Source organism: Paenibacillus sp. FSL R10-2796 (genome assembly GCF_037965315.1).
In the GTDB taxonomy this organism is placed as follows: domain Bacteria; phylum Bacillota; class Bacilli; order Paenibacillales; family Paenibacillaceae; genus Paenibacillus_AQ; species Paenibacillus_AQ odorifer.
In genome coordinates, this window is record NZ_CP150178.1 from 3835265 (window position 1) to 3857145 (window position 21881).

20 protein-coding genes are annotated in these 21881 nt (G+C 44.1%); 6 read left to right on the forward strand and 14 right to left on the reverse strand.

Annotated elements, in window-relative coordinates; genetic code table 11:
* The first annotated feature begins 223 nt into the window (after nucleotides 1–223).
* Nucleotides 224–1087, forward strand: a complete 864-nt coding sequence (locus tag NST58_RS17300) for an AraC family transcriptional regulator (RefSeq protein ID WP_076184850.1) — start codon at nucleotides 224–226, stop codon at nucleotides 1085–1087.
* A gap of 10 nt (nucleotides 1088–1097) precedes the next feature.
* On the opposite strand, the gene NST58_RS17305 is transcribed toward NST58_RS17300, so the two are convergent.
* Together NST58_RS17305 and NST58_RS17310 are read right to left on the reverse strand one after the other, a co-directional pair.
* Nucleotides 1098–1622 (reverse strand): GrpB family protein, encoded by a 525-nt coding sequence (locus tag NST58_RS17305; protein WP_076184982.1) that lies wholly within the window; start codon nucleotides 1620–1622, stop codon nucleotides 1098–1100.
* A gap of 45 nt (nucleotides 1623–1667) precedes the next feature.
* Nucleotides 1668–2888 carry an MFS transporter gene (locus tag NST58_RS17310; RefSeq protein ID WP_076106745.1) on the reverse strand — a complete coding sequence of 407 codons (1221 nt, stop codon included), beginning with the start codon at nucleotides 2886–2888 and terminating at the stop codon, nucleotides 1668–1670.
* A gap of 188 nt (nucleotides 2889–3076) precedes the next feature.
* On the opposite strand from NST58_RS17310, the gene NST58_RS17315 reads away from it, so the two are divergent.
* Together NST58_RS17315 and NST58_RS17320 are read left to right on the forward strand one after the other, a co-directional pair.
* Complete coding sequence (locus tag NST58_RS17315) at nucleotides 3077–3856, forward strand: GNAT family N-acetyltransferase (protein ID WP_076126639.1); 780 nt, start codon at nucleotides 3077–3079, stop codon at nucleotides 3854–3856.
* 24 nt (nucleotides 3857–3880) lie between these two features.
* Nucleotides 3881–4189: a DUF4190 domain-containing protein gene (locus tag NST58_RS17320; RefSeq protein ID WP_076218054.1), complete on the forward strand. Its 309-nt coding sequence runs from the start codon at nucleotides 3881–3883 to the stop codon at nucleotides 4187–4189.
* 77 nt (nucleotides 4190–4266) lie between these two features.
* Here NST58_RS17320 and NST58_RS17325 read toward each other — a convergent pair whose 3' ends face one another.
* From NST58_RS17325 to NST58_RS17360, 8 genes are all read right to left on the reverse strand, one after another.
* Entirely contained in the window at nucleotides 4267–5457 is a 1191-nt protein-coding gene (locus tag NST58_RS17325; protein WP_339243626.1) for a Ger(x)C family spore germination protein, read from the reverse strand.
* Nucleotides 5450–6553 carry a GerAB/ArcD/ProY family transporter gene (locus NST58_RS17330; RefSeq protein ID WP_339243627.1) on the reverse strand — a complete coding sequence of 368 codons (1104 nt, stop codon included), beginning with the start codon at nucleotides 6551–6553 and terminating at the stop codon, nucleotides 5450–5452. The genes NST58_RS17325 and NST58_RS17330 overlap by 8 nt, the downstream gene beginning before the upstream one ends.
* A gap of 37 nt (nucleotides 6554–6590) precedes the next feature.
* Nucleotides 6591–8261, reverse strand: a complete 1671-nt coding sequence (locus NST58_RS17335) for a spore germination protein (RefSeq protein ID WP_076126801.1) — start codon at nucleotides 8259–8261, stop codon at nucleotides 6591–6593.
* Between the two features lie 172 nt (nucleotides 8262–8433).
* Nucleotides 8434–10632 (reverse strand): DEAD/DEAH box helicase, encoded by a 2199-nt coding sequence (locus NST58_RS17340; protein WP_339243628.1) that lies wholly within the window; start codon nucleotides 10630–10632, stop codon nucleotides 8434–8436.
* Complete coding sequence (locus NST58_RS17345; protein ID WP_076126647.1) at nucleotides 10629–11948, reverse strand: ATP-binding protein; 1320 nt, start codon at nucleotides 11946–11948, stop codon at nucleotides 10629–10631. The genes NST58_RS17340 and NST58_RS17345 overlap by 4 nt, the downstream gene beginning before the upstream one ends.
* Before the next feature lie 15 nt (nucleotides 11949–11963).
* Complete coding sequence (locus NST58_RS17350) at nucleotides 11964–13520, reverse strand: TerB N-terminal domain-containing protein (protein ID WP_339187183.1); 1557 nt, start codon at nucleotides 13518–13520, stop codon at nucleotides 11964–11966.
* A gap of 185 nt (nucleotides 13521–13705) precedes the next feature.
* On the reverse strand, nucleotides 13706–14917 hold the full coding sequence (locus NST58_RS17355) for an MFS transporter (RefSeq protein WP_339243630.1): 1212 nt from the start codon (nucleotides 14915–14917) through the stop codon (nucleotides 13706–13708).
* A gap of 81 nt (nucleotides 14918–14998) precedes the next feature.
* Entirely contained in the window at nucleotides 14999–15766 is a 768-nt protein-coding gene (locus tag NST58_RS17360; RefSeq protein ID WP_036676915.1) for a DUF1836 domain-containing protein, read from the reverse strand.
* Between the two features lie 114 nt (nucleotides 15767–15880).
* On the opposite strand from NST58_RS17360, the gene NST58_RS17365 reads away from it, so the two are divergent.
* Complete coding sequence (locus NST58_RS17365; protein ID WP_076126650.1) at nucleotides 15881–17191, forward strand: hemolysin family protein; 1311 nt, start codon at nucleotides 15881–15883, stop codon at nucleotides 17189–17191.
* A gap of 51 nt (nucleotides 17192–17242) precedes the next feature.
* Here the strand turns inward: NST58_RS17365 and NST58_RS17370 are convergent, their stop codons facing one another.
* Genes NST58_RS17370 through NST58_RS17380 form a run of 3 tightly spaced genes read right to left on the reverse strand, consistent with a single transcriptional unit; the run spans nucleotide 17243 to nucleotide 18608 of the window.
* Nucleotides 17243–17776, reverse strand: a complete 534-nt coding sequence (locus NST58_RS17370; protein ID WP_076126651.1) for a GNAT family N-acetyltransferase — start codon at nucleotides 17774–17776, stop codon at nucleotides 17243–17245.
* Between the two features lie 24 nt (nucleotides 17777–17800).
* Complete coding sequence (locus NST58_RS17375; protein ID WP_076126653.1) at nucleotides 17801–18229, reverse strand: GNAT family N-acetyltransferase; 429 nt, start codon at nucleotides 18227–18229, stop codon at nucleotides 17801–17803.
* 25 nt (nucleotides 18230–18254) lie between these two features.
* Nucleotides 18255–18608: a VOC family protein gene (locus tag NST58_RS17380; protein ID WP_036677380.1), complete on the reverse strand. Its 354-nt coding sequence runs from the start codon at nucleotides 18606–18608 to the stop codon at nucleotides 18255–18257.
* A gap of 191 nt (nucleotides 18609–18799) precedes the next feature.
* Here NST58_RS17380 and NST58_RS17385 point away from each other — a divergent pair, with 191 nt between their 5' ends.
* Nucleotides 18800–20116 (forward strand): TrkH family potassium uptake protein, encoded by a 1317-nt coding sequence (locus tag NST58_RS17385; RefSeq protein ID WP_076184980.1) that lies wholly within the window; start codon nucleotides 18800–18802, stop codon nucleotides 20114–20116.
* Between the two features lie 57 nt (nucleotides 20117–20173).
* On the opposite strand, the gene NST58_RS17390 is transcribed toward NST58_RS17385, so the two are convergent.
* Complete coding sequence (locus tag NST58_RS17390; RefSeq protein ID WP_076280402.1) at nucleotides 20174–20449, reverse strand: hypothetical protein; 276 nt, start codon at nucleotides 20447–20449, stop codon at nucleotides 20174–20176.
* Between the two features lie 178 nt (nucleotides 20450–20627).
* On the opposite strand from NST58_RS17390, the gene NST58_RS17395 reads away from it, so the two are divergent.
* A complete protein-coding gene (locus NST58_RS17395; RefSeq protein ID WP_036676902.1) occupies nucleotides 20628–21860 on the forward strand; it encodes an aminopeptidase in 1233 nt (410 codons plus the stop codon).
* The last annotated feature ends 21 nt before the right edge of the window (nucleotides 21861–21881 follow it).

A 21881-nucleotide genomic window follows, 5' to 3' on the forward strand; every position in this document is an offset into this window, starting at 1 on the left:
TATTAACATCGCAGTTTTATGGAATAGAGTAAACTATAATTCCCTTATAAACACTAGGATGTCAGGTCATAACCGTCTGCTCTCTTCACTAATCACTATAAATGAGAGCGGTCCCAATGAGTATGGAGAAATACAAGAGATATATGGACGTTTGTTGCATTTGTATATTCAATCCTATAATCTAAATGTATTATAAAAGCAATCTTGGGGAGGTTCTAAGTAAATGGCTTCAGAGCATTATCATTTTACAGCAGGGTTTAATCTGGCTCCCGATGATCATGACCTATCTGTATTATTCAGCGGAGAAGGCAAACCCGTTCCTGGCCATAAAATGGGCCCATCTGTTCATGATTACTATCTCATTCATACAGTAATTGATGGGGAAGGAGTTTTTCAAAGTGGCAGTAATTCGCAGGGATGTAGTAAGGGGGATACCTTTGTTATTTTTCCGGGGGCGTTATTTAGCTATCAGGCAGACATGGATCGTCCGTGGACATATGTATGGGTGGCCTTACAAGGGGAAGCGGTTGAACAGCTACTACACGAAGTGGGAATTACAAGGGACAAGCCAATAATCCACTTAGATAACCTAATAGAGATACATAAAGTATATGAACATATTCGTTTATCCTTTCAGCAATCTGCTTATCCTCGACTGGAGAGCTTAGAAGCTTCGGGTTGGCTGCGGCTGCTAGTGCACAAATTCGGCGTTGCGAACATAAGTTCGCTTCCCTCTCAATCGATAGAATTACCGGATGTTATCGACCGCCAGATCGATCAAGCGATCCGTTGGATTTCTCTGCAGTTTCATCAACAGATCAGTATCGACCATATGGCATCGTCTCTAGGCTATCATAGAGCGCATCTCTCTAAAGTCTTTAAACAAAAGATCGGCATGTCTCCCAAACAATATTTATTAAAGGTTCGTATGGATAACGCAAAAAAACTGCTAGGAGGAACGCTGACCATCGACCAGATCTCTTCCTCGGTCGGTTTCAATGACGCGTTATACTTCTCCAAGCAGTTTCGTAAATGGAGTGGCATGTCTCCTAGTGAATTTCGAAATCATCTTCGAACGGGCAAATGATTGATCTTTCTTACGTTTCTTTCATGGCTTTAGATAAAATTGAGCTAACAAACGTTGTCTTTCCTTCACAATAAGCATCAATGTCATAACGATGTTGTTCTGCCAAGCGTTGTTTAACCTCTGCATACGCTTGACGCGCTGCTGTATTCGATCGCAGATAGTCTCTGAAAGCGATATGCTCCAAGTAGCCTTTTCCATCCTTAGGACATACATACAGATGATATTTCATAAATCCATCATCCTGAAGTCTTTGAAACGCTTCTCTTCCCTCTATTCCCAAGTTCCCTTGGTGTTCATATCCATGCTGTTGTAAACGTTCTATGATTTGTGGGAGTACATCGTAGCTGTCCATCACAAGATCAAGGTCGATGATAGGTTTAGCAGCTAGCCCTTCAATCGAAGTACTGCCCACATGCTCGATAGAAATAATAAGATCTCCGACATAAGATAAGAGCTGTTCTTTTAATCTATTGAATTCTGCCTTCCACTCTGGGTTATACGGGACAACCTCTATAACTTTCGTCTTCTCAGCGATGATCAAACACCTCCCGGGTATAATAAAAGGTACTGTAATCCGTTTCTAGCTAATCTCTGGTATATCCTCTTTCTCGATCACTCTATAGACGATCCATATGCATAAAGCGGCTACAACTAGCGTTCCCCCCATTAAGCAGACACCACTCCAGCCCCAATGCTGCCATGCAAAACTTCCCAGCGTGGATCCAATCGCTCCCCCTGTAAAAGTGCTGACCATAAAAACAGTATTAATACGACTGCGAGCCGCTGGTTCAAGTGCATATATCCGTGTTTGGTTACTGACCTGTGACCCCTGTACCCCAAGATCCAGAATAATAACTCCAGCAATCAAACTCCAGATCGTAAATCCGGCTAAACCAAAAAATCCGTAAGCAATTAATGTAATTAACAGTAGGATTCCTACAATCTTTTTGGGAGCAATTCTGTCTGCTAACCTCCCGATAAATGGAGCACCAGCAGCACCTGCTACACCAATAAGACCAAACAATCCTGTAATAGAGCTACTGTAGTGATAAGGTTCTCCTTCCAGAAAGAAAGCTAGAGAAGTCCAGAACACACTAAAGCCGCCAAACATGCAAGCCCCAATTAAAGATGACTCACGAAGCGTCGAATATCTGCGAATCAGTTGTCCCATTGATTTCAGCAGATCTGAGTACGAGGAATTATTGTCTGGTTTCGTTGCCGGGATTAGCCGATAAAGAATAAGGGATAACAATAACATGACTACTGCGGCAATCCAGTACATCGCTCTCCAGCCGAACATATCCCCTATAATTCCGGATATTGTTCTTGCTAGCAAAATACCAAAAAACAATCCGCTCATTACTGTGCCTATAACCTTCCCCCGCTCCTCCGGTAAAGCTAACTCAGCCGAGAGAGGAATGATGACCTGCGGCACCACCGTAGTTATGCCGATAGCAAAGCTGGCGATATACATCCAAGTGAGGTTTTGTGCGGTAGCGAAACCAATTAGTGACAGTGATACAGCAATAAGAAGTCCTGATATCAGTGTTCTGCGTTCACGAATGTCACCTAGTGGAACAAAAAATAACATTCCCAGCGCGTAGCCGATTTGAGTAAGCATCGATACATATCCCACTGCGTTAGAGGAAGCATTAAATGTGCGTCCTATCTCAGCTAGGAGCGGCTGATTATAATACATATTTGCCACGCTTAGTCCTGATGCAATGGCTAGAATTAGGATGAATTGCTTAGATAGACCTTCTCCTACACGAACAGCAGCGCCTGTGATAGATTGTGTCATGAAATTATGTGCCTCCGTTCACGTATGCTGCTTCAAACAGCGAGCTTTATTTTCCCTAATATATTATAACAGTCAATGTCAACCTTCCTTCTTCAATAGATTAATGATTAGTAAAGGGAAAAATATAAATATCTGCATAAGTACTATTTATAGTAAAATATATAAATCTGAGCTAGGAGTGGATGAACGTGCACCAGAACGAACGAATCATAAACAAATTACAAACGAATCCCTTAAAGAATGTAAGCTTGTTAAAAATGTTAAACTCCTTCCACGAAGTCATGGAAACACATCTAGTTGAGCATGGTGATCAGTGGGGTATTGTATTACTTCTTCCAGCCACAGCATACGCATATGATCATAGGGTATATCCTCAAGCGGATTACATCGTATTTTTGGATTACAGCTGCCCCGATATATTTCCAGCTTTACTACCACTGCTCCCAGCACAGGCGAAGCTTGTTTTTAAACTACAGGATGTGAAGTACCAAGAGGCACTGTCTGCGCATTTTTCTTTAGAAAAAACTCGAGGGTTTTTCTCTTACAGCACAACTGAGGGGTTAAGGTATAGTAAGGACAAAGAGGTGTCAATCAATCATTCATTTGACGACAGACTACTTCCACTTTGGGCTGCTAACCATTACAATAAGGAAGAAATTGAGGAATATTTCCAAAAAGGAGCGTTTTCCGTTTCAATCTTTCAGGGCGACAATCCGGTTAGTACCTGCCTAGCGTTCCGAAATGAAGAGCAGATTTGGGAAATCGGCGCTGTTCATACTTTAGAAGCATTTCAAAGATACGGATACGCGAAAATGGTAGTTCGCACAGCCATACAAGAAACGTTAGAACGAGGCTTTATTCCACGCTATCACGTCCTTGAAAGAAATCAAGCGTCCATTCGTCTAGCTGAATCTATCGGGCTTGTCCCTTGTGTGCAGCTAGAGCACTGGATTAACTACATTCAATAACAATTTCTATTGGAGGTGATTTTAATGAGCTATCCAACAAACGACAATTTGAACTATTATCAGCCTCCACCCCCTCCGGCACCGACGAATGGTAAATCAATCGCTGGTTTTGTCTTGGGAATCCTCTCTATTGTTGTGCCTTATATTGGTTTTCTGTTAGGAATTATTGCGATTATTCTATCCGCCTTATCGCTGAAGGAAATCCGTAATCGTTATGAACAAGGCAAAGGCCTAGCGATTGCAGGCCTGGTATGTGGAATTGTGGGCACGCTGATGTACGCAATTATTATATTATTCGTCGTTGTGTTTGTTTTTGCAGCTTCTACTTACTAACCACGAAAAGGATCTCAATAGCCATCATCGGCTGCTGAGATCCTTTTTGTGTTAACACGTTTATCCAAGTGAACTCTTCATTCAGTCGTGGAACCAAAATCGGTGATTTTAAGCTTTACATCAAAGGTCAATGGCATCCGAATAAATTCCTCGTCCCAATGATCCTTGATCTTTTTCCAAACCTGCGGTTTTTCTATGCTGAACCAATTTCCGAACCCTGCTATATCCACTTTGTAGGTAGAATGCATTTTGTGAATAAGAGCATTGATTTTTTCGGTTAATTTTTCCTCGAATATCTTCTCCAATTCTTTGAAATAGGCAACTTCCGCGGAATGCTCATTATCATCCCAATTCTCAATAAGACGTCCATCAGACTCAATGGCTACATGAATAGAGAACTTCTCATCCGCAGTCTCCTTCAGCGTAATCTTGCTCTTAACTGATTTAATTTCATAAGTAATCGCTTCATTCAACTGATTATAGGCTTTAATGCTCCCACCTTTTATGTCCCCTTTGATCCAGGCAATACTCTCCACATCCTGTTGATCAATATTGCCAATCCACTGTCCTGTGTCTCCCTTGATAATACCTGCTCCGGAAAATTCCACCTCACCTTGTGCCTCCACAACGTTCTGTAAAACAAAGCTTTGCCTGGAGTACATAAGTGCATCTAGATTAGACAACGTTATGCCCTTCATAACTTTACTGGTTCTGAAGTGGTTATGAATCATGTCTGCAAGACGAAAAGAAGGAATCTCCTCCGAGGTTGTTTTAAGTGTGTCGGATGCAGGCCCTTGGCTAAGAAATATAAGACAGCTAGGGCGGATATCATTATCTCGCAGTAAAAAGTCCATTAGCCGTCTGATCTTCTCCTGTTGCACCAGTTTCTCAGATATGACAACAACCTTGAGGTGATGACCTATAATCGGACGGTTCTTACGTATTGAGATTTGGCGGAATATCTCAAGCAGAGAATCCCCTGTCTCAGAAATATTGTGATAATGAGTTTGTGGTGTTGCGCCATCTTTGCCAGAGTTTCCGAGTATTTTTTCAGGCACAATTTGTACCGTAGCCGTCAATTTATTTTTCTTTGAATAGCTTCCTCCAAGTTCCTCGAATTCCCGTTCGACTCCTTTCGGCTCCCCCTTGTCAAGCGCCAATCCCGTATAAACACTCAAGTCTTCAATCTCCTTACTGCTCCAGCAGCCAGACTGCGTAAGCAGAATCACGAATACCAACAGTAAGCGAATATCCCGCAGTCTAAACATTCTGCTTGAGTCCTTTCTTCCTAATGATTAATACAATCGACAATAACAGTGGCAGCAATATAAAGATCAGCAAACCCATATAGCCAATCGCATCGCCAAGACTGAAGACATCATTAATGCGTTGAGGGATCATCGTACAGATGAAGATGATGGGCATTAAAGCGAACATAACCGGATGGATCTTTAGGTGGAATACCTGGGAGATGCCAAGTGATGCATTAAAGAAAAAGCTGCAAAAATTACAGAACATCTGCATCAGCCAAATGACGAGCAACGGAAATTCAAATCGTTCAAAAAAGAACCCTGATATTTCAAAACTCCGTACCAAATCTATCGTAGGCCAGGTGCTTGTGATTACAGAATTGATAGATAGGCCGCCGATAACCATCACAACAGTAACCAAATATAATACAAATGGTATACTTAAACCAACCAACATTCCCTTGACCGCTTGCTGCGGATGCTCCATAAAGGCAGTCATTGTCATCACAACCTCACAACCGGTAAAAATCAGGATGCTCGACTTCATGCCTCGGATCACCGGCATCATGCCTTCACTCAGAAAAGGACGCAAATGCTGGATATCAAATATTCTGGTACTTAAGATATAACAAATAATCAGGATAAAAATACTGATCGGAAATACAATCTGAAACACGCGGGCCATGGAATTAATCCCGCCATAAACCAGATAAGTGCCCACCCAGATGAACGGCATCACAATCGCCCAGATCGGTGTCCCTTCCAGAAGAAAAAACAACGTTACTTCCGCCAAAACGCGGATTTCGAAACCCGCTATCACAATAAAGTACAGAATCAATATTGTACTCATTACACTGCCTGGAAGATTCCCAACAATTCTTTTGGAATACTGAAAGACAGTCTTCCCTGGAAATTGCTGGCTAAGCTTCACCATAACCAATATCACCAAAGATACGATGATACCTCCCAGCACTACTGAAATCCAGGCATCGGGAGTCTGCACAGCCTTAACAACATTTCTGGGCAAAGTCAAAATTCCCGCACCTAGCATTGAATTGGTCAAGATTATGGAAGCCTGCGAGGTTGTGATCTTATCATCAGTTCGTTTAAACACTGTGGTCTCCCCTCTGCTCCTGCTAAGAATACATTCTCTAGGACCTGCGCTTTTTCTTCTGGGTCTTCAGCATCTCCGGTCTTCGCTTCATGATCGATAACGGTGCACGAACGAACAAATCCTTCCAGTCACTTAAGCGGAAAGGGGAAATAGGGGTGACGTAAGGAACTCCAAAGCTTGAAAGCCGAGTCAGATGGCTGCAAATAAGCAGGAAGAAAAGGATGGTTCCGAACATGCCCAGGACCGCCGCAAATAACATGCCTGCGAATCGTAAGATCCGGAGAGTAATCCCCGCACTGTACATCGGTATGGAAAACGAAGAGATCGCTGTCACAGCTACAACAATTACCAAAAAGGGACTTACAATACCAGCCTGTACCGCGGCATCTCCAATGATTAGACCTCCGACAATCCCCATTGCCGGACCTATGGGCTTCGGCAGCCGAATTCCAGCTTCACGCAAGATTTCAATGGAAATTTCCAGAATCAACACTTCAATTAATGCAGGAAAGGGTACACCTTGGCGTGTTTCGATAATGGAGATCGCCAGTTGTGTAGGAATCAGTCCCGGATGAAAAGAGATAAAGGAAATATACAGCGCCGGAGCCAACAGAGCCAGAAATGATGCGCAAAACCGGAGTATCCGCAAAAGTGTACCCGGAATCCAGCGCTCATAATAATCCTCAGGAGACTGCAAAAGCATACTGAACGTCACTGGAACAACGAGTGCAAACGGTGTGCCATCCAGCAAAATCGCGACTCTTCCCTCTAACAAGGATGCAATTACCCGATCGGGTCTTTCCGTATTCTGTGTCTGCTGAAACGGGCTTAAATAATCATCCTCGATCAACTGTTCCACATAGCCGGATTCCAGAATAAAGTCCATATCAATTTTGGAGATACGTTCCTTCACTTCCTGGAGCAGATCAGGATTTACAATGTTTTTCATATAAGCGATAACCAGGTTCTTCTTGATTTCGCTGCCTACTTCAACCATTTTCATTTCCAGATTCTTATTAAGCCCTTGGCGCCGCAGCATAGAGGTATTCTCACTAAGCACCTCGGTAAAGCCAATCCGAGGCCCACGCAGTAAAGCCTCCGAGGTTGGCTCAGTAATCGCACGCACGGATCCATGCGGAGAACCCACCAGCAACATCTCACGCATGCCTTCGACAATCAGCGCAGTGTATCCGAATAGGACAAACTCCTGCAGTTGGTCTAAATCCTTGGCTTCACTAAGCTGAGCTAAGGGGAGCATATTCTGTTTCAAGTAGTTGTATATTCCTTCTGAAGCCTGCGTTTCGCCGGCATACATCAGATTCTGCAGCACCTGCTGATTGATTAGCTCCTCGTGCTGCATCCCCTCTACATAGACCAATGCGGCACGTGCCTGTATACCTTTAACTGAGAATTCACGAAAATGTACATCACTGTTCTCCCCCAATGCCGTTTTTATCGCTGTCAGATCGGCATCATAGTCCTGGGTAAAAGCAGTAGACACAGGAGGCTGCGGATTTACTTCCCGATTGTCATTCTTCTTCAGTTCCGCATCCTGTGATTTGGCCTCTGTTTCCTTGGAGCGTCCGCTTCCAACATAAAAATACAAATGCCTGTAAAGATAAAAAATCCCAACGGGAAAGAGCAGCGTAATCGCCGCCTGCATAAAAATTGTCCAGTCCGGAATATAAGAGACTATTTTAGGCCACATCGCAATCATCCTCTATAGGAATCTGTTAGTACTATTCTCCTTCCACCCTATTCTTATGCAACATTTGAAACTTAAGGAAAGTTCATATATCAGCATTGGTCCGGACATAACAAAACGCCCGCATAAGCGGACGTCTGCAATTTAGAGTATTTTCAACAGGTACTGCTTAAGGTTAATTAGGTTGCTGCCACTGCTTTAAAACCTCAATCAGACCCGGGACATCTAATCCATCCAAGGAAAAAGCTTTGCGCAGCAGCTCATGCGGGATGAACTCATCGTATTTTCCGAGGTAGGGTGCTTCATCTGGGGATAACAATGATAATGGATCTCTGGCAGCCATACTTTCGGCAATGATCTCTGCTTCCAGCGTTTCTGCATCTGTTTTACCCGCAACGACCATATAATAAGGTTCCATGGGAACGATAGAACGCAGTCCCAGAGGGCTCTTCAGGTTGTTCTTCAGAAGGCGCTCCAGCGTACGGAATTGCCGACTACCGGCCCAGGGCAGAATGAACATGGAATCTCCACCCGCCGGCATAACGGACCGCACAAGCATTCCGCTTTCCTTCGCTAAACGACGGGCTCGTTCGAGCCGCGCAGCCGCACTCGGAGCTAAATACGGATACAATGAAGTGGCTCCTAAGATTTCACGGATCTTGTTCATGATGCGTGTATGTACATCCCCACCCGCACCAAGCCACAACGTATCTACTTTGCCGCGTGAGGTTTTCACATAAACGGCTTTATGGCGATTATCCACCTCTTCTACCTTCCAAAGCTTACCTGCCAGAGTAAAACAGTAGCCTGGTGGTGGAACCGTTGTGATCGATCCGATTTCCTCAGTCCCGTTATAGACCACATGCTCTTCATCATCTTTGAAGACCGCGTAGAAGCGGAAGTTATTCACGATCTTCTCTCCCGCCATCCCGATGATCAAGCTGCCTTCGTCCATCTTCTCAATTTGTCCCATGCCTAACATATAGGTCATGAAAATATCATAATCAGTAGGATCTATGGTTTTAAACGAAGGCAAACTCAGAACCGCTTCTTTTAAATCATCCGGTTCGGCCTCACCCATACTTTTCAAAATGCTCATCGTCTGATGGTACAGCAGTCCAACTGGCAGCTGACGCACGACCAGGGGTTCCACCCATTTCTCGCGCACATATAGCTCAATTACCGCTATCGCTCGAAGCAGTGTCCACGGCATCCGCGCCGGAAGCTGAGCTTCCTCGTCCTCTTCCTCGGGCGTGACAAAGATCATCTCGGATGCAGCGTCTCCACGCCTGCCCGAGCGGCCTAACCGCTGCACAAAGCTTGCGCAGCTATAGGGAGCGCCGACCTGTAGCACTCGCTCCAGCTCGCCCAGATCAATACCCAGCTCCAGCGTCAACGTCGCTGCGGCAACAGCCGGTCCGGTGCCTTGCCGCAGCGCGGCTTCCGTTTCTTCACGCAGCATCGCGGAGATGCTGCCATGGTGAACGTGAAATACATCCCGTTCACCACGCTTCGCGGCCGTCCTCCGCATCTCTAGGGTCGCCGTCTCCGCATCTGAGCGGCTGTTGGTGAAGATCAACGCCTTCTTCAGATGCGTATGATCATAAATAAAATCGTAATAAGACTGCTTCGCACGTTCTAAATGCTCCGCCTGCACCTCATCCCGTGCATCCGGGAAAGAGAAATGCTCCACACTTAAACGGAGCTTACGCCCGCCTTGTGGAGCGGACACTTCAACGCTCTCCCGTGTGCCCGCCGCCAGCCACTCTGTGACAGAAGCGTAGTCACTCAGCGTAGCTGATAGACCGATTCTGCGAGGATGACATCCCGCCATTCGTGAGATTCTCGCCAGCTGGCTTAACACCTGGATCCCCCGGTCAGCTCCCATAAAGGCATGCACCTCGTCAATGACAATAAAACGTAGATCATGGAACAACGCTGGAATAGCATTCGGGCGGTTCATTAATAACCCCTCAAGCGATTCCGGGGTGATTTGCAGCACGCCTGAAGGATTCTGCACCAGTTTTGTTTTATCGGCTTGAGGTACATCTCCATGCCAGTACCACACCGGAATATTGCCTTCACGAAGCAAATCATTCAAACGTGTAAATTGATCGTTGATCAAAGCTTTCAGAGGGGCGATATACAAAATGCCAACCGAACCGGAAGGACGTTCATACAGCTCAGTAAGCGCTGGGAAAAATGCTGCCTCTGTCTTACCTGAAGCGGTACCTGAGGCAATCAGCAGATGATGCGGGGTATCAAAAAGCACCCGGCAGGCATCCACCTGTGCCTCACGCAAAGTCTCCCAGCGGTTCTTATAAATAAACTCTTTAATGAAGGGAGCCAGCCTATAGAACGGATTATCACTCATAATTCAAACTCCGCCAGGAATCCATCCAGTTCATTTTGCTCAGTCTCAGCTGGCTTAGCAGTTTTTTCGCCCACTAGCTGTTCAAAAGTAATCTCCGGATGCTGGTGGAGCGTATGCAGCAGATCCATGAAATCACGAACTACCTCCCGTGGAGTTAAGAGTTCCTCAGCCCCTAATCTTCCAACCGCTTCCTCCATAAAATGAACCAATTGTTCCTGTGATAAACGCGCTTCATAACCATAATGTAGGGCGTGAATCTCTTTAAGCTTTTGCAGCAGTACCAGAATTTCCTCGTGTGATAACATGTCCAGAGCAATGATAGGTCCAGTATAATTGTTCAGACCCGCCGCCCCGTACCGGCCAGCAACCAATCTCGATCGCAGTGCCTCATAACTAAATAAACCACGCCGTCCATCTTCCACAAATTGCGGAGTTCCCCCTATAAAAATCCCTAAGTTCTCTGCCTTCCCCTGCATCGTATCATTGAACATGGTAAGCAGCTTTTCATAGTTGCTCTGACGGGAAATACTGTTCGTAATTTTATAAAGATTGACACCTTCATCAATAAACAGCAGCAGACCTTTATAGCCAATAGCCGCAGTAAATTCCGCCCAAAGCTTCATATAGTCATACCAATTATCATCATCAATAATCACGCCAACTCCAAGCGCTTTGCGGGCTTCTGTCCGAGTTGCAAATTCTCCACGCAACCAGCGAAGCGAATCCTGTTTCTGGTCATCATCGGCCAGCTTGTGTGCATTCCAATAAGAGGCGAGTACTTTGGCAAAATCAAAACCATGTACCAGACCGCGCATTTCAGAGGCTACAGCGTAAATTCGCTTCTCTACTTCTTCACCAAGCTGAGGGTGATCAGGCCCATATTCCTTCTCCTGCATCACGGACTGCTGTAGCGTAATAATCCATTTCTGCAGGATGATCTCCAACGCTCCACCATCTGGACGTGTGCGGGTCGATAAATGGCTCATTAGCTCCCGGTAAGTCGCTAGGCCTTGTCCTTTAGTTCCTACTAACCTACGCTCAGGGGACAGGTCAGCATCTGCTACTACAAAATCCCGATCCATCGCGTAATTACGGATCATCTGAAGCAGAAAGCTTTTACCGCTGCCGAATTTGCCTGTAATCAGCTTAAAAGCTGCTCCACCCTCTGCAATGTTCTCCATATCTCTTAATATGGCTTCAATCTCCGGCCGACGGCCAACGGCTATGTGCTCTAGTCCGATACGCGGAACAACACCAGCCGTCAACGAATTGACTAGCGCAGTTGTCATTCGTTTAGGTATTTTTAATTCACTCATCCAAAGTTCACCTCATTAAATATTGCGCAGCATAGAGATATATTCCTCAACAATGTCTTCCCCCTCAATGATCAGATCACCAAGAATGTCCATTGCGATTTCATTAATCTCATCAATTAGAAGCTCTGACATCGTGCCATTAGCAGCAGCCAGCTTCAGTAAAGCTTGACTTCCATCCTCATCCAAAAGAGCAAGCAGTGCTTCCCGTTGTAGTGGACTTAAAGCATTGGCAAACTGTTCTGCCTCCGATCCTATGCTAACCGCTTGAGCTTCTTCAATCACCTCTACAGGCAACAATTCTTCCTTACTATCTTGTATTGGATCGATTTCACCGATAGTTGCTTCGAGCTCGCTAGCCTCGTAATCTTGCTCGTCCATATTCTCAACCGTAAGCATCGTCCGTACAATTTCAGAATCACTTTGCAGGCGTTCTAGCTTCTCCGGATCTATGACGACTGTCGGCCCTTTGTCTTCCTGCGTCTCTTTAAGATACTCACGCTTTAGAAAACGAGTGATCAAATCATCCATATCGGCCTCTACATTAATACCTTTAAGTCGTCCGCGGTAGCCCATCAGTTCCCGGAGTTTATTCTCAGTCAGACGAAATAACCTTGTAATCAGACTGCGAAGTGGTGGAGATTTACTAATACGTACAACCGGTATAAGAACAGAATAGCCATATAATGAAATATCATATACGGCACTTCGGAATAAATAACGCTCCCGCATCACCGCTGGTCCAGGCGGAAACATTTCAACTAGATTGGAGCCGTGTTTCCGGGTGACATAAGCATTAATTAACGCCACGACCTGCGGAATGTATTGTTCAAGAGCCTCATTGCCTTCTCCGATGTAGAACTTGGATTTACTAATATCATAGTCCGACATTGCCGTTAATACTGCAAAGGTTAGCTGCTCAGGAGCAGTCGTCAGTCCTCTCATTAATTCAAGCTCCGCCAGATCCCCAGCAAGACCACGTGAACGAGCCACAATGATAGAAAGCGGGACATCCAAATGATGTACAAAAGAGAAGTCCGCGATCCAGCCGCCAAGATATTGATCCAAACGTTTATAACTTTCCCGGTAAGCTTCCCAGATCAGATTTAGCTGCCTATAGCCATCATTAGGGTCAGTCCACCCCACGCCATTAATAAGCTCATATACATGCAGAAAAATATAAGAAAGATCTGTTTTCAGATATCTGCCTTGTCTAACTTCATTCCGCCAATAAAAATACCATCTGCTTTGCGTGCCTGTCATATGGCCATATGTAGGCCAGTAACTCTTAAAAGGAACAAAAAGCGCTGAGTCCTCAGTTCTTTCAACTAATTCCTTCGCTCTTGTTACGAACTGCCCTTCGGTGGTAGTCACAGGCTCCGGCGTTTCCATCTCTGTATCCCAAAGCTGCAGCTGTAATGAAGGTTCAGGGGTTGAATTTGTTTTGCCATTATTCTTAGAAGATGACTTAGGCAGCGCAGGTTCAGGGGAATTTCGCGGCGGAATCGGTACATTTTGTTCCGTACTTTCCCAGACTAATTCTGTGAAATGCGGTTGCTTCCTATCATTACTCATGTGCGATCGCTCCGTCCTTATAAATAAGGATTAATGTAAAAAAACGGTCCTGTTCACAACTGTGAAGGAACCGTTTTGTTCTTACGTGAATAGTGGTCATCCATACAGGACGATAACATCGTTTCTTCTTGATATTTTAGCATTGTTGATAGATTAACATCAAGTATGTAATGCAGAATCACACTTTATAGAAGCTCGGTTCCCTTTGTTTCTTTGCCAAGGAACAATACCGCTAATGCACCGATAATAATCGTTACAAAAAATAGCATAAAGATCGAGCCAATCTCCATAGATTTACCTACTAGAACCCCTACCAGCAAAGGTGCGATAATGCCCCCAATCCGGCCAAAGGAAGTTGCTAAACCAGCGCCTGTGGAACGAATAGCCGTTGGGTACAGCTCTGGCGTATAAGCATACATGCCACCCCAAGCGCCAAGATTGAAGAAGGATAAACAAATTCCTGCAGCCATCAGCATGCCTTCAGTAGTCGCATTTCCGAACCATGCGGCGCTAACTGCAGTGAACAGCATATAGATGACTAGGACAAATTTACGTCCGAACTTTTCAATAAAGTAAGCGGCAGTAAAATATCCAGGCAGCTGAGCGAGCGTCATAATAAGCACATACTCGAAGCTTTTGACCAAGCTGAAGCCTTTAAGTACCATAACTGTAGGCAGCCATAGAAACATGCCATAATACGAGAACACCACCGTAAACCATAAAATCCACAACATAATTGTAGAACGGCGATATTCTGGCGACCATACGGTAGCGATTCGTTTCTTTAAGGAAACGGGTGCCTTTTTAATCTCAGCAAATTTCGGTGAATCATCAATCGCCCGTCTTAGATATAAAGCGTAGAGTGCAGGTACAGCCCCAATTCCGAAAGCTATACGCCAGCCATAATCAGGGATAATGAAGAACGCGATTAATGCCGAAGCAATCCAACCGACTGCCCAAAAGCTCTCCAAAAGCACAACCGCACGGCCTCTCTCCTGAGCAGGCATGCTCTCTGAGACCAAGGTAGAAGCGACAGGCAGCTCACCGCCAAGTCCAAACCCCGCGATAAAACGAAGCACACAGAGGATCGCAAAGCCTGTTGCAAATGCAGATAATCCGCTTGCCGCCGAGAAAATAAGGAGTGTCCACAGCAATACCGGTTTACGGCCAAAGCGGTCTGCTAATATCCCTGCCGCTGCAGCACCTACTGCCATACCGACGGAATTAATACTAGTCAATATACCGATCTGCTCCGGTCCCAGATTCCAATCCTTAGCTAAAGCTGCTACAACAAAAGAAATCATTCCGACGTCCATCGCATCGAACATCCAGCTCAAGCCAGCGCTGAAGAGTAATTTCCTTTGTTTCGGATTCCGCAGCAGTGTCATTTGATTCACATCGAAGCCCCCTTATTTCAACCTGTTAACCAATAAACTTACTTTTGATTGTTTCACTTATACATTTTAAAATTGAAGTGCTCAAAAATCAAGAAATAAAGCAGCATTAAAGTATTGCCTAGCCAGCGATTGAAAATAACAGGTCTGCACAGAAATTGTGGCGATAAGCAGCATATTACGAACGGATTCTCTCTGCGCTCTCGATAAATGTGTCAGCCGGTTAATTACACGATCTATAGAGCTTTTTAACGAGGTATCTTCTTTCCAAGAGAACTCCTTGTGCAACACTTGATCTACTTTACATTGCGTCTGAATCGATGGATTGCTTTTGATCTCCTCAAAAAGCCCTGCATAGGCGTAATACAGCTTGGCCGGTTCAATTAGATCATCATCATCGCGATCCGGCTTTAGGAACATTAGCTGGAACAGTTGGCGGATACTTTCAAAGTTAAGAGCGGATTTGAGATCATCGATAATAAACAAAAGCGCCGCCTGATTAACCGAATATTTCTTTCCTTCTTTAGGCGAACCGAGATATTCCTTGAAGTCGCGCTTGACCCAATTTTGCATAGCTGTGACGGTCAATGTGGAATACTCTATAAGATGGCCCAATGAAGCAATTTCACCAAGTGAAAAGCCTTTTACATGGCCACCTTTAATGATCTTTTGTAATATGGGTGGAACATTGGTTGATAAAAAAGCGGGTAACGAAGTCCCCTTTTGTAATTCTTCACGGTGAAACTTTGCCCATGCCTCTTGGAGGATATTCAGCGGTTTCCGGTCTGACAATCCGGTCAATGAGAGCAGTAGACTGGACATCTCCACACGAGTCAATGCAAATGATTCCATATCTGTTTCCCTCCACCATTTGATATTTTACTGAAAAGTTCGTAGAATAGTTCATAAGAACTCATAATAATGAGTATAACCTATTTTAGGAACGAAAGGGATGGTAAAGATTATATGGGTATAGGACTTAGTTTGACGTTGGTGGTTATTTTGATTATTTTAACCGCTTTTTTTGTAGCAACAGAATTTGCATTGGTGAGACTTAGAGGTAGCCAGATCAGTCAAATGGTGCTTGACGGAAAGAAGAATGCCTTGGCAGTACAGAAGGTATCCGCTAATCTTGATGGCTATTTATCCGCTTGTCAGCTCGGGATTACTATCACTGCGCTGGGTATTGGTGCACTGGCAGAGCCTGCATTCGAACAGTTATTGCTTCCTATTTTCGACTGGGCCAATATCAGTTCTAGTGTGAGTCACCCTCTTGCGTTTTTACTCGCATTCATCATTGCAACATTCTTGCACGTCGTTGTCGGAGAACTTGCTCCGAAGACGGCAGCTATAAACATTCCGGAAAAAATCGGTCAAATTACTTCACCGCTGATTATTTGGTTCTACAGAATTTTGTACCCTCTCATTTGGTTCATGAACGGTTCCGCTAATATGCTTGTTCGTCTTTTTGGGATGAAACCAGCTAGTGAGCATGGAGACGCGCATAGTGAAGATGAGATTCGTTTGATCCTGTCCGAGAGTTACGAAAGCGGGAAAATCAATAAAGCCGAATATGGCTATGTTAACCGAATCTTTACTTTTGATGAGATGCTCGCCAAAGAAATCATGGTTCCGCGAACCGATATGGTATGTCTTTTCACCAATCATTCGTTGAAAGAAAATTTCGAAATTATCCGCAAGGAGCAATATACTCGTTTCCCTGTGGCACAAGGCAGCAAGGATAATATTATCGGAATGATCAACACGAAACAGCTCTATTTGCAGTATGATAACAATCCTGATTTTGATTTTCATAGCTTAATTCAACCCGTACTGACAGTATCTGAGGTGACACCGGTCAAGAATCTTCTAACTCGTATGCAGTTGGAGCGTGTGCATATTGCCTTGCTGCTTGATGAATATGGTGGAACATCCGGTCTCATCACGATTGAAGATATTTTGGAAGAAATCGTTGGTGAAATCCGTGACGAGTTTGACGGTGATGAACGCAGAGAAGTCGAAAAAATAAGCGATACCAACTATCTGTTCGACGGTAAGGTATCTCTGTTAGAGGTCAAGGATCTTACAGGGCTTGATTTCGAAGATGAAGAAGTGACCACAGTTGGAGGCTGGGTATACAGTCATATCGCAGATCCAGCCATTGGCAAAAGTATTGTTCGTGACCATGTAACATTGACCATCCGCGAGATGAACAGATACCGTGTCCGCAAGGTTGAAGTTGTTATCGAACAATCAAGCAACACTGAATCATCATAAATCACGAAATCATAACCTTTATTCATAAAAAAAAAGGATAGGGTCATCAGATTAAATCTGACACTCTATCCTTTTTTCTTTTTGGAGAATTTTGCTCATATAATACTCATCCACCCACTCACCATCGACAATAAGAGATTTCCGCTTCGTCCCTTCGATTTCAAACCCGCTCTTGGTATACAGCCCCAAAGCAGCTTGATTATGGGTCATGACGGATAACTCAAGACGAACAATCCCATTGTTCATAGCCCAGATGTCCATCTCACGGAACAGGCCAGCCCCAATCCCATTCCCCTGATATTGTTTCTGAATCCCAATCACTATGTACGCGCTATGTCTATTGCGTCTAACACTTCCACCTCTAACAGACAAGTAACCTGCCAAATGATCGTCAACCTCTGCCCCTATAAGAATTGAAGTTTCTGCTGCCAGAAAGCTTTCGAGCATTTCTTTGACCTGACAAAGACTAGCTTGTCTTTCATCCGGTTCCAATAACATAAATTTGGACTCTTGGTCTAACTGATGCTGAAGTCGAAGCAGTTCACCTGCATCCTCCGGCACCAGTTCTCTAAGTGTAACCATCATATCATCACTTCCAATCGTAAATAACTATAAATACTTCTTGAATACCTTGCTGGAGCTGCTATCATAACCAAGAATTTCGTAGAAACGATGCGCTTCTTCTCTCTTTGCAGCACTTGATAACATAATCTTAAGGGCTCCCTTGGAGATCGCTACATTCTCGGCATGTCTCATTAGCATTGCGCCATACCCTTTTCCTCGTACTTTTTCAGCCACAATGACTCTTTCTATGACAGCAAAGGGCCTATCGTCACACAAAGCATCCATACAAAAATGAAGATGTAACGACCCGACAATTGTTTCTTGTTCTTCGCACACATATAGAAAACTCTCCGGATGATCTGCTATCTGCTTCAGCCGCTCAGGAGATACATGAATAGCTGGATGCTCAGGCAGCAAAATCCGATAAAGTTCTTCAATGTAGGTAGCGTCTTCGGTCCTAGCTTCTCTTATCATTCGTCTACTCCCTTCTATACAACGATTAACAACGACAGACCATGATCACATTTCCATCGGGATCTTTAAAATTAAACCAATGATCATGCTCAATATCCGTGAGAATCTCTCCTCCGTTGGCCTTTACATAATCATAAGCAGCATCAATATCCTCGGTGTTAAGATGAAACGAAGGGATGTTTAGAACAGATTCAGCGGTGTAAATCTTACTGTCCAAAACGATGCCCGGTCCCTGCATAGGGACAACATATAAATGACCGAATAATACCTCTCCATCTAATGGGAGTCCAAGCAATTGGCAATACCATTGTTTTGATTTCTCAATATCCTTTACCGGAATAAAAACAGCACCAATCTGATTCAGAATCGGACTTATCATCATTAAGAAAGCCTCCTCTTTTAAGTTGACGGATAGGGTGTTATTCTAGAATAATTCGATAAAATATGTCAATTACCTCCCTCCATTTAGGGAAGGGCTGGTAAGTTGTGTTATAATTCTGTGAGCATTACTCCAATATCACGTACGTCAGGAGAATTACATTGGCTAACCTGAACTTCGGTGGTTTTAAAATGACCCCACCCAAAGTTTTATCACTAGGATTCTTAATCCTTATCACTGCCGGGACTTTTCTGCTTAGTCTCCCGGTCTCCTCAACATCCGGACAAATATCCTTTATCGATGCCTTGTTTATGGCGACTTCAGCCACTTGTGTAACAGGCCTTGCGGTCATTGATACGGGAACTCAGCTAACTACCTTCGGACAAGTTGTTCTACTCATTTTATTTCAAATCGGAGGATTAGGCTTTGTAACGATGGCTACTTTGATTACCTTGGTCCTTAATAAACGGATATCCTTGAAAGAGCGAATCCTTTTGCAAGAATCCATGAACCAAAATTCGATGCAGGGAATTGTACTCTTAATCCGTAGAGTCCTGATCTATTCTCTTGTTATTCAGCTGTCGGGGGCCGTGTTGTTTGCTGGAAGGTTTATGATGGATATGCCCTTTGGGAAAGCAGCATATTATGGGATTTTTCACAGTATATCTATCTTTAATAATGCAGGCTTTGATCTCTTCGGTGATATTCATGGGCCGTTTAGCGGACTTACTCGTTTTGTAAATGATCCCATTGTTAACTTCACCTCAATGAGTCTCATATTTCTTGGAGGGATTGGTTTTATCGTTCTGTCTGATCTTATGGACTTTCCTAAACGTAGAAGACTCACTCTTCATTCAAAGGTTGTTCTTTGGACTTCTCTTATATTGATTGTTATTGGTGCGGGGCTGTTTTTTTTACTGGAGTTTAATTCTACGCTGAAGCCCTTGAGTGCAAGCGGAAAGTTTTGGGCGACCTTTTTACAAGCGGTAACTCCGCGATCTGGTGGTGTCACCACCATTGAAGTTCCACTTTTACGGCAATCAACGCAATTTCTAATGATTCTATTGATGTTTATCGGAGCTGCACCTGGGTCGACGGGTGGAGGAATCAAGATCACTACATTCGCCGTACTGGTTACTGCAGTAGCTGCGCGATTACGGGGGAAAGAAGATATTGTAATGTTCCGCCACCGGATCGCTAAAGAAAATGTATATAGAGCCCTTACTATCACATTAATGTCTCTTATGCTGCTTGTCATCGCTACGATGTTATTATCCTTAACCGAGAGCGCTGAATTTCTAACTGTACTTTTTGAAGCAGTATCTGCTTTTGGAACCTCAGGCTTATCTATGGGCCTTACTCCGGAACTGACTACGGCAGGAAAGGTTCTAGTGATTATCCTGATGTTTATGGGCCGGACCGGACCACTTACACTTGCTTATGCTTTGAAACCAAAAGGCAGTAAAGAACTGTATCGTTACCCAGAAGGTAAGATAACGATTGGATAGTCATGATATGGCCAGCGGCTACCAGATAATGCCGCTGGCGTCATATCAATAAAAGTATTATTCTTCCACGATTTCTTGTTGATCAAGTGCAGCATCCAGCAACTGATTGTACACATCATCGTTATTCTCCAGCAATGCATCCGTTTCTAAGAACTGTTCCTCGCTCCCAGGCTCACCCGCAAAGCTTAGACTGTAATCCCATTCCGTTCCTCTTGTACTGAAGAAAGTAATTTCATATGGAGCCTTATGATTTTCGAGAGTGAATACAGTCCTCCCTACATAACTTTTATCTTCTTTACGGCTCATTTCAGCACTTACGATCTCTAAATTCATCCACTTATCTTCCTTCCTATCATCAAATCAGCTACCCTTTCAGTATATCATTGAAATGAATGTAATTCCTTCTCTTTGCACTGTAAATTCCACGTAATTGACTTTTTTCATCCGGCGGTTAATAATTTAGTACAATGCTTGTAAAGTACTAAACTATTAGTAAATGGAGGAAATTACAATGACTGATTTTCAGGCTAAGCTTAGTAAATATGCAGATTTAGCTGTACAAATAGGTGTTAATGTTCAACCCGGGCAAATTCTAGTGGTGAATGCACCGATTCTTGCCGCTGATTTCGTACGTCTAATTACCGCTAAGGCATATGCTATCGGAGCAAGTTTAGTTAAGGTGAACTGGAGTGATGCAAGCATTACACGCCAACAGTTTGAACACGCTGCACCAGAGGTATTCACTCAGCCTCCTACTTGGTACGCAGGTGAAATGACTGAATTCGCCGAAAAAGGTGCGGCTATCCTTAACGTGATCGCTGAAGATCCTGATGCACTTAAAGGTATTGATCCAGTACGTATCTCCAATTTTCAAAAAGTACGAGGAGCTGCCCTCACCAAATATCGTGAAATGCAAATGTCTGACAAAGTGAGCTGGAGTATTGTAGCTGTTCCTTGTCAAGCTTGGGCGGATAAAGTATTCCCTGAGGTTCCAGCCGAAGAACGTGTAGATAAACTCTGGGAAGCCATTTTCCACACTGTGCGTCTTGACCGTGAAGATCCAGTAGCTGCATGGCAGGAGCATCTTGACACCTTGGAGCAAAAAGCGAATGTACTCAACGCAAAAAAATATAAAAAGCTGCATTACATAGCACCTGGCACTGACCTTAGCATCGAGCTTCCTGAAGGCCATATCTGGGCACAAGGAGACAGCATTAATGCAAAAGGTCATTCTTTTGTAGCCAATATGCCTACCGAAGAAGTCTTCACTGCACCACTAAAGACTGGTGTTAATGGCACTGTAAGAAGTACAAAGCCACTTAGTCATGGCGGCAACATCATCGATGGCTTCTCTATTAGCTTTGAGAACGGCCGTATTATAAGTGTTACTGCTGAGCAAGGTCAAGAAGCGCTAGAGCACCTCATTAGCATGGATGAAGGAGCGAAATACTTAGGGGAGGTTGCCTTGGTTCCTCATAAATCCCCTATTTCTGAATCCAACATTCTTTATTACAACACATTGTTTGACGAAAATGCTTCTAATCACCTTGCTATAGGTATGGCTTATGCCTTCTGTTTAGAAGGCGGTAAAGACATGAATCCAGAGCAGTTAATTGAGCATGGTCTCAACAATAGTGTAACCCATGTGGATTTCATGATCGGGTCAGCTGAGATGAACATTTACGGGATAACTGCTGATGGAACTGAAGAACCTGTCTTCCTGAATGGAAACTGGGCGTTCTAATTTAAGCACACAAGAGATACA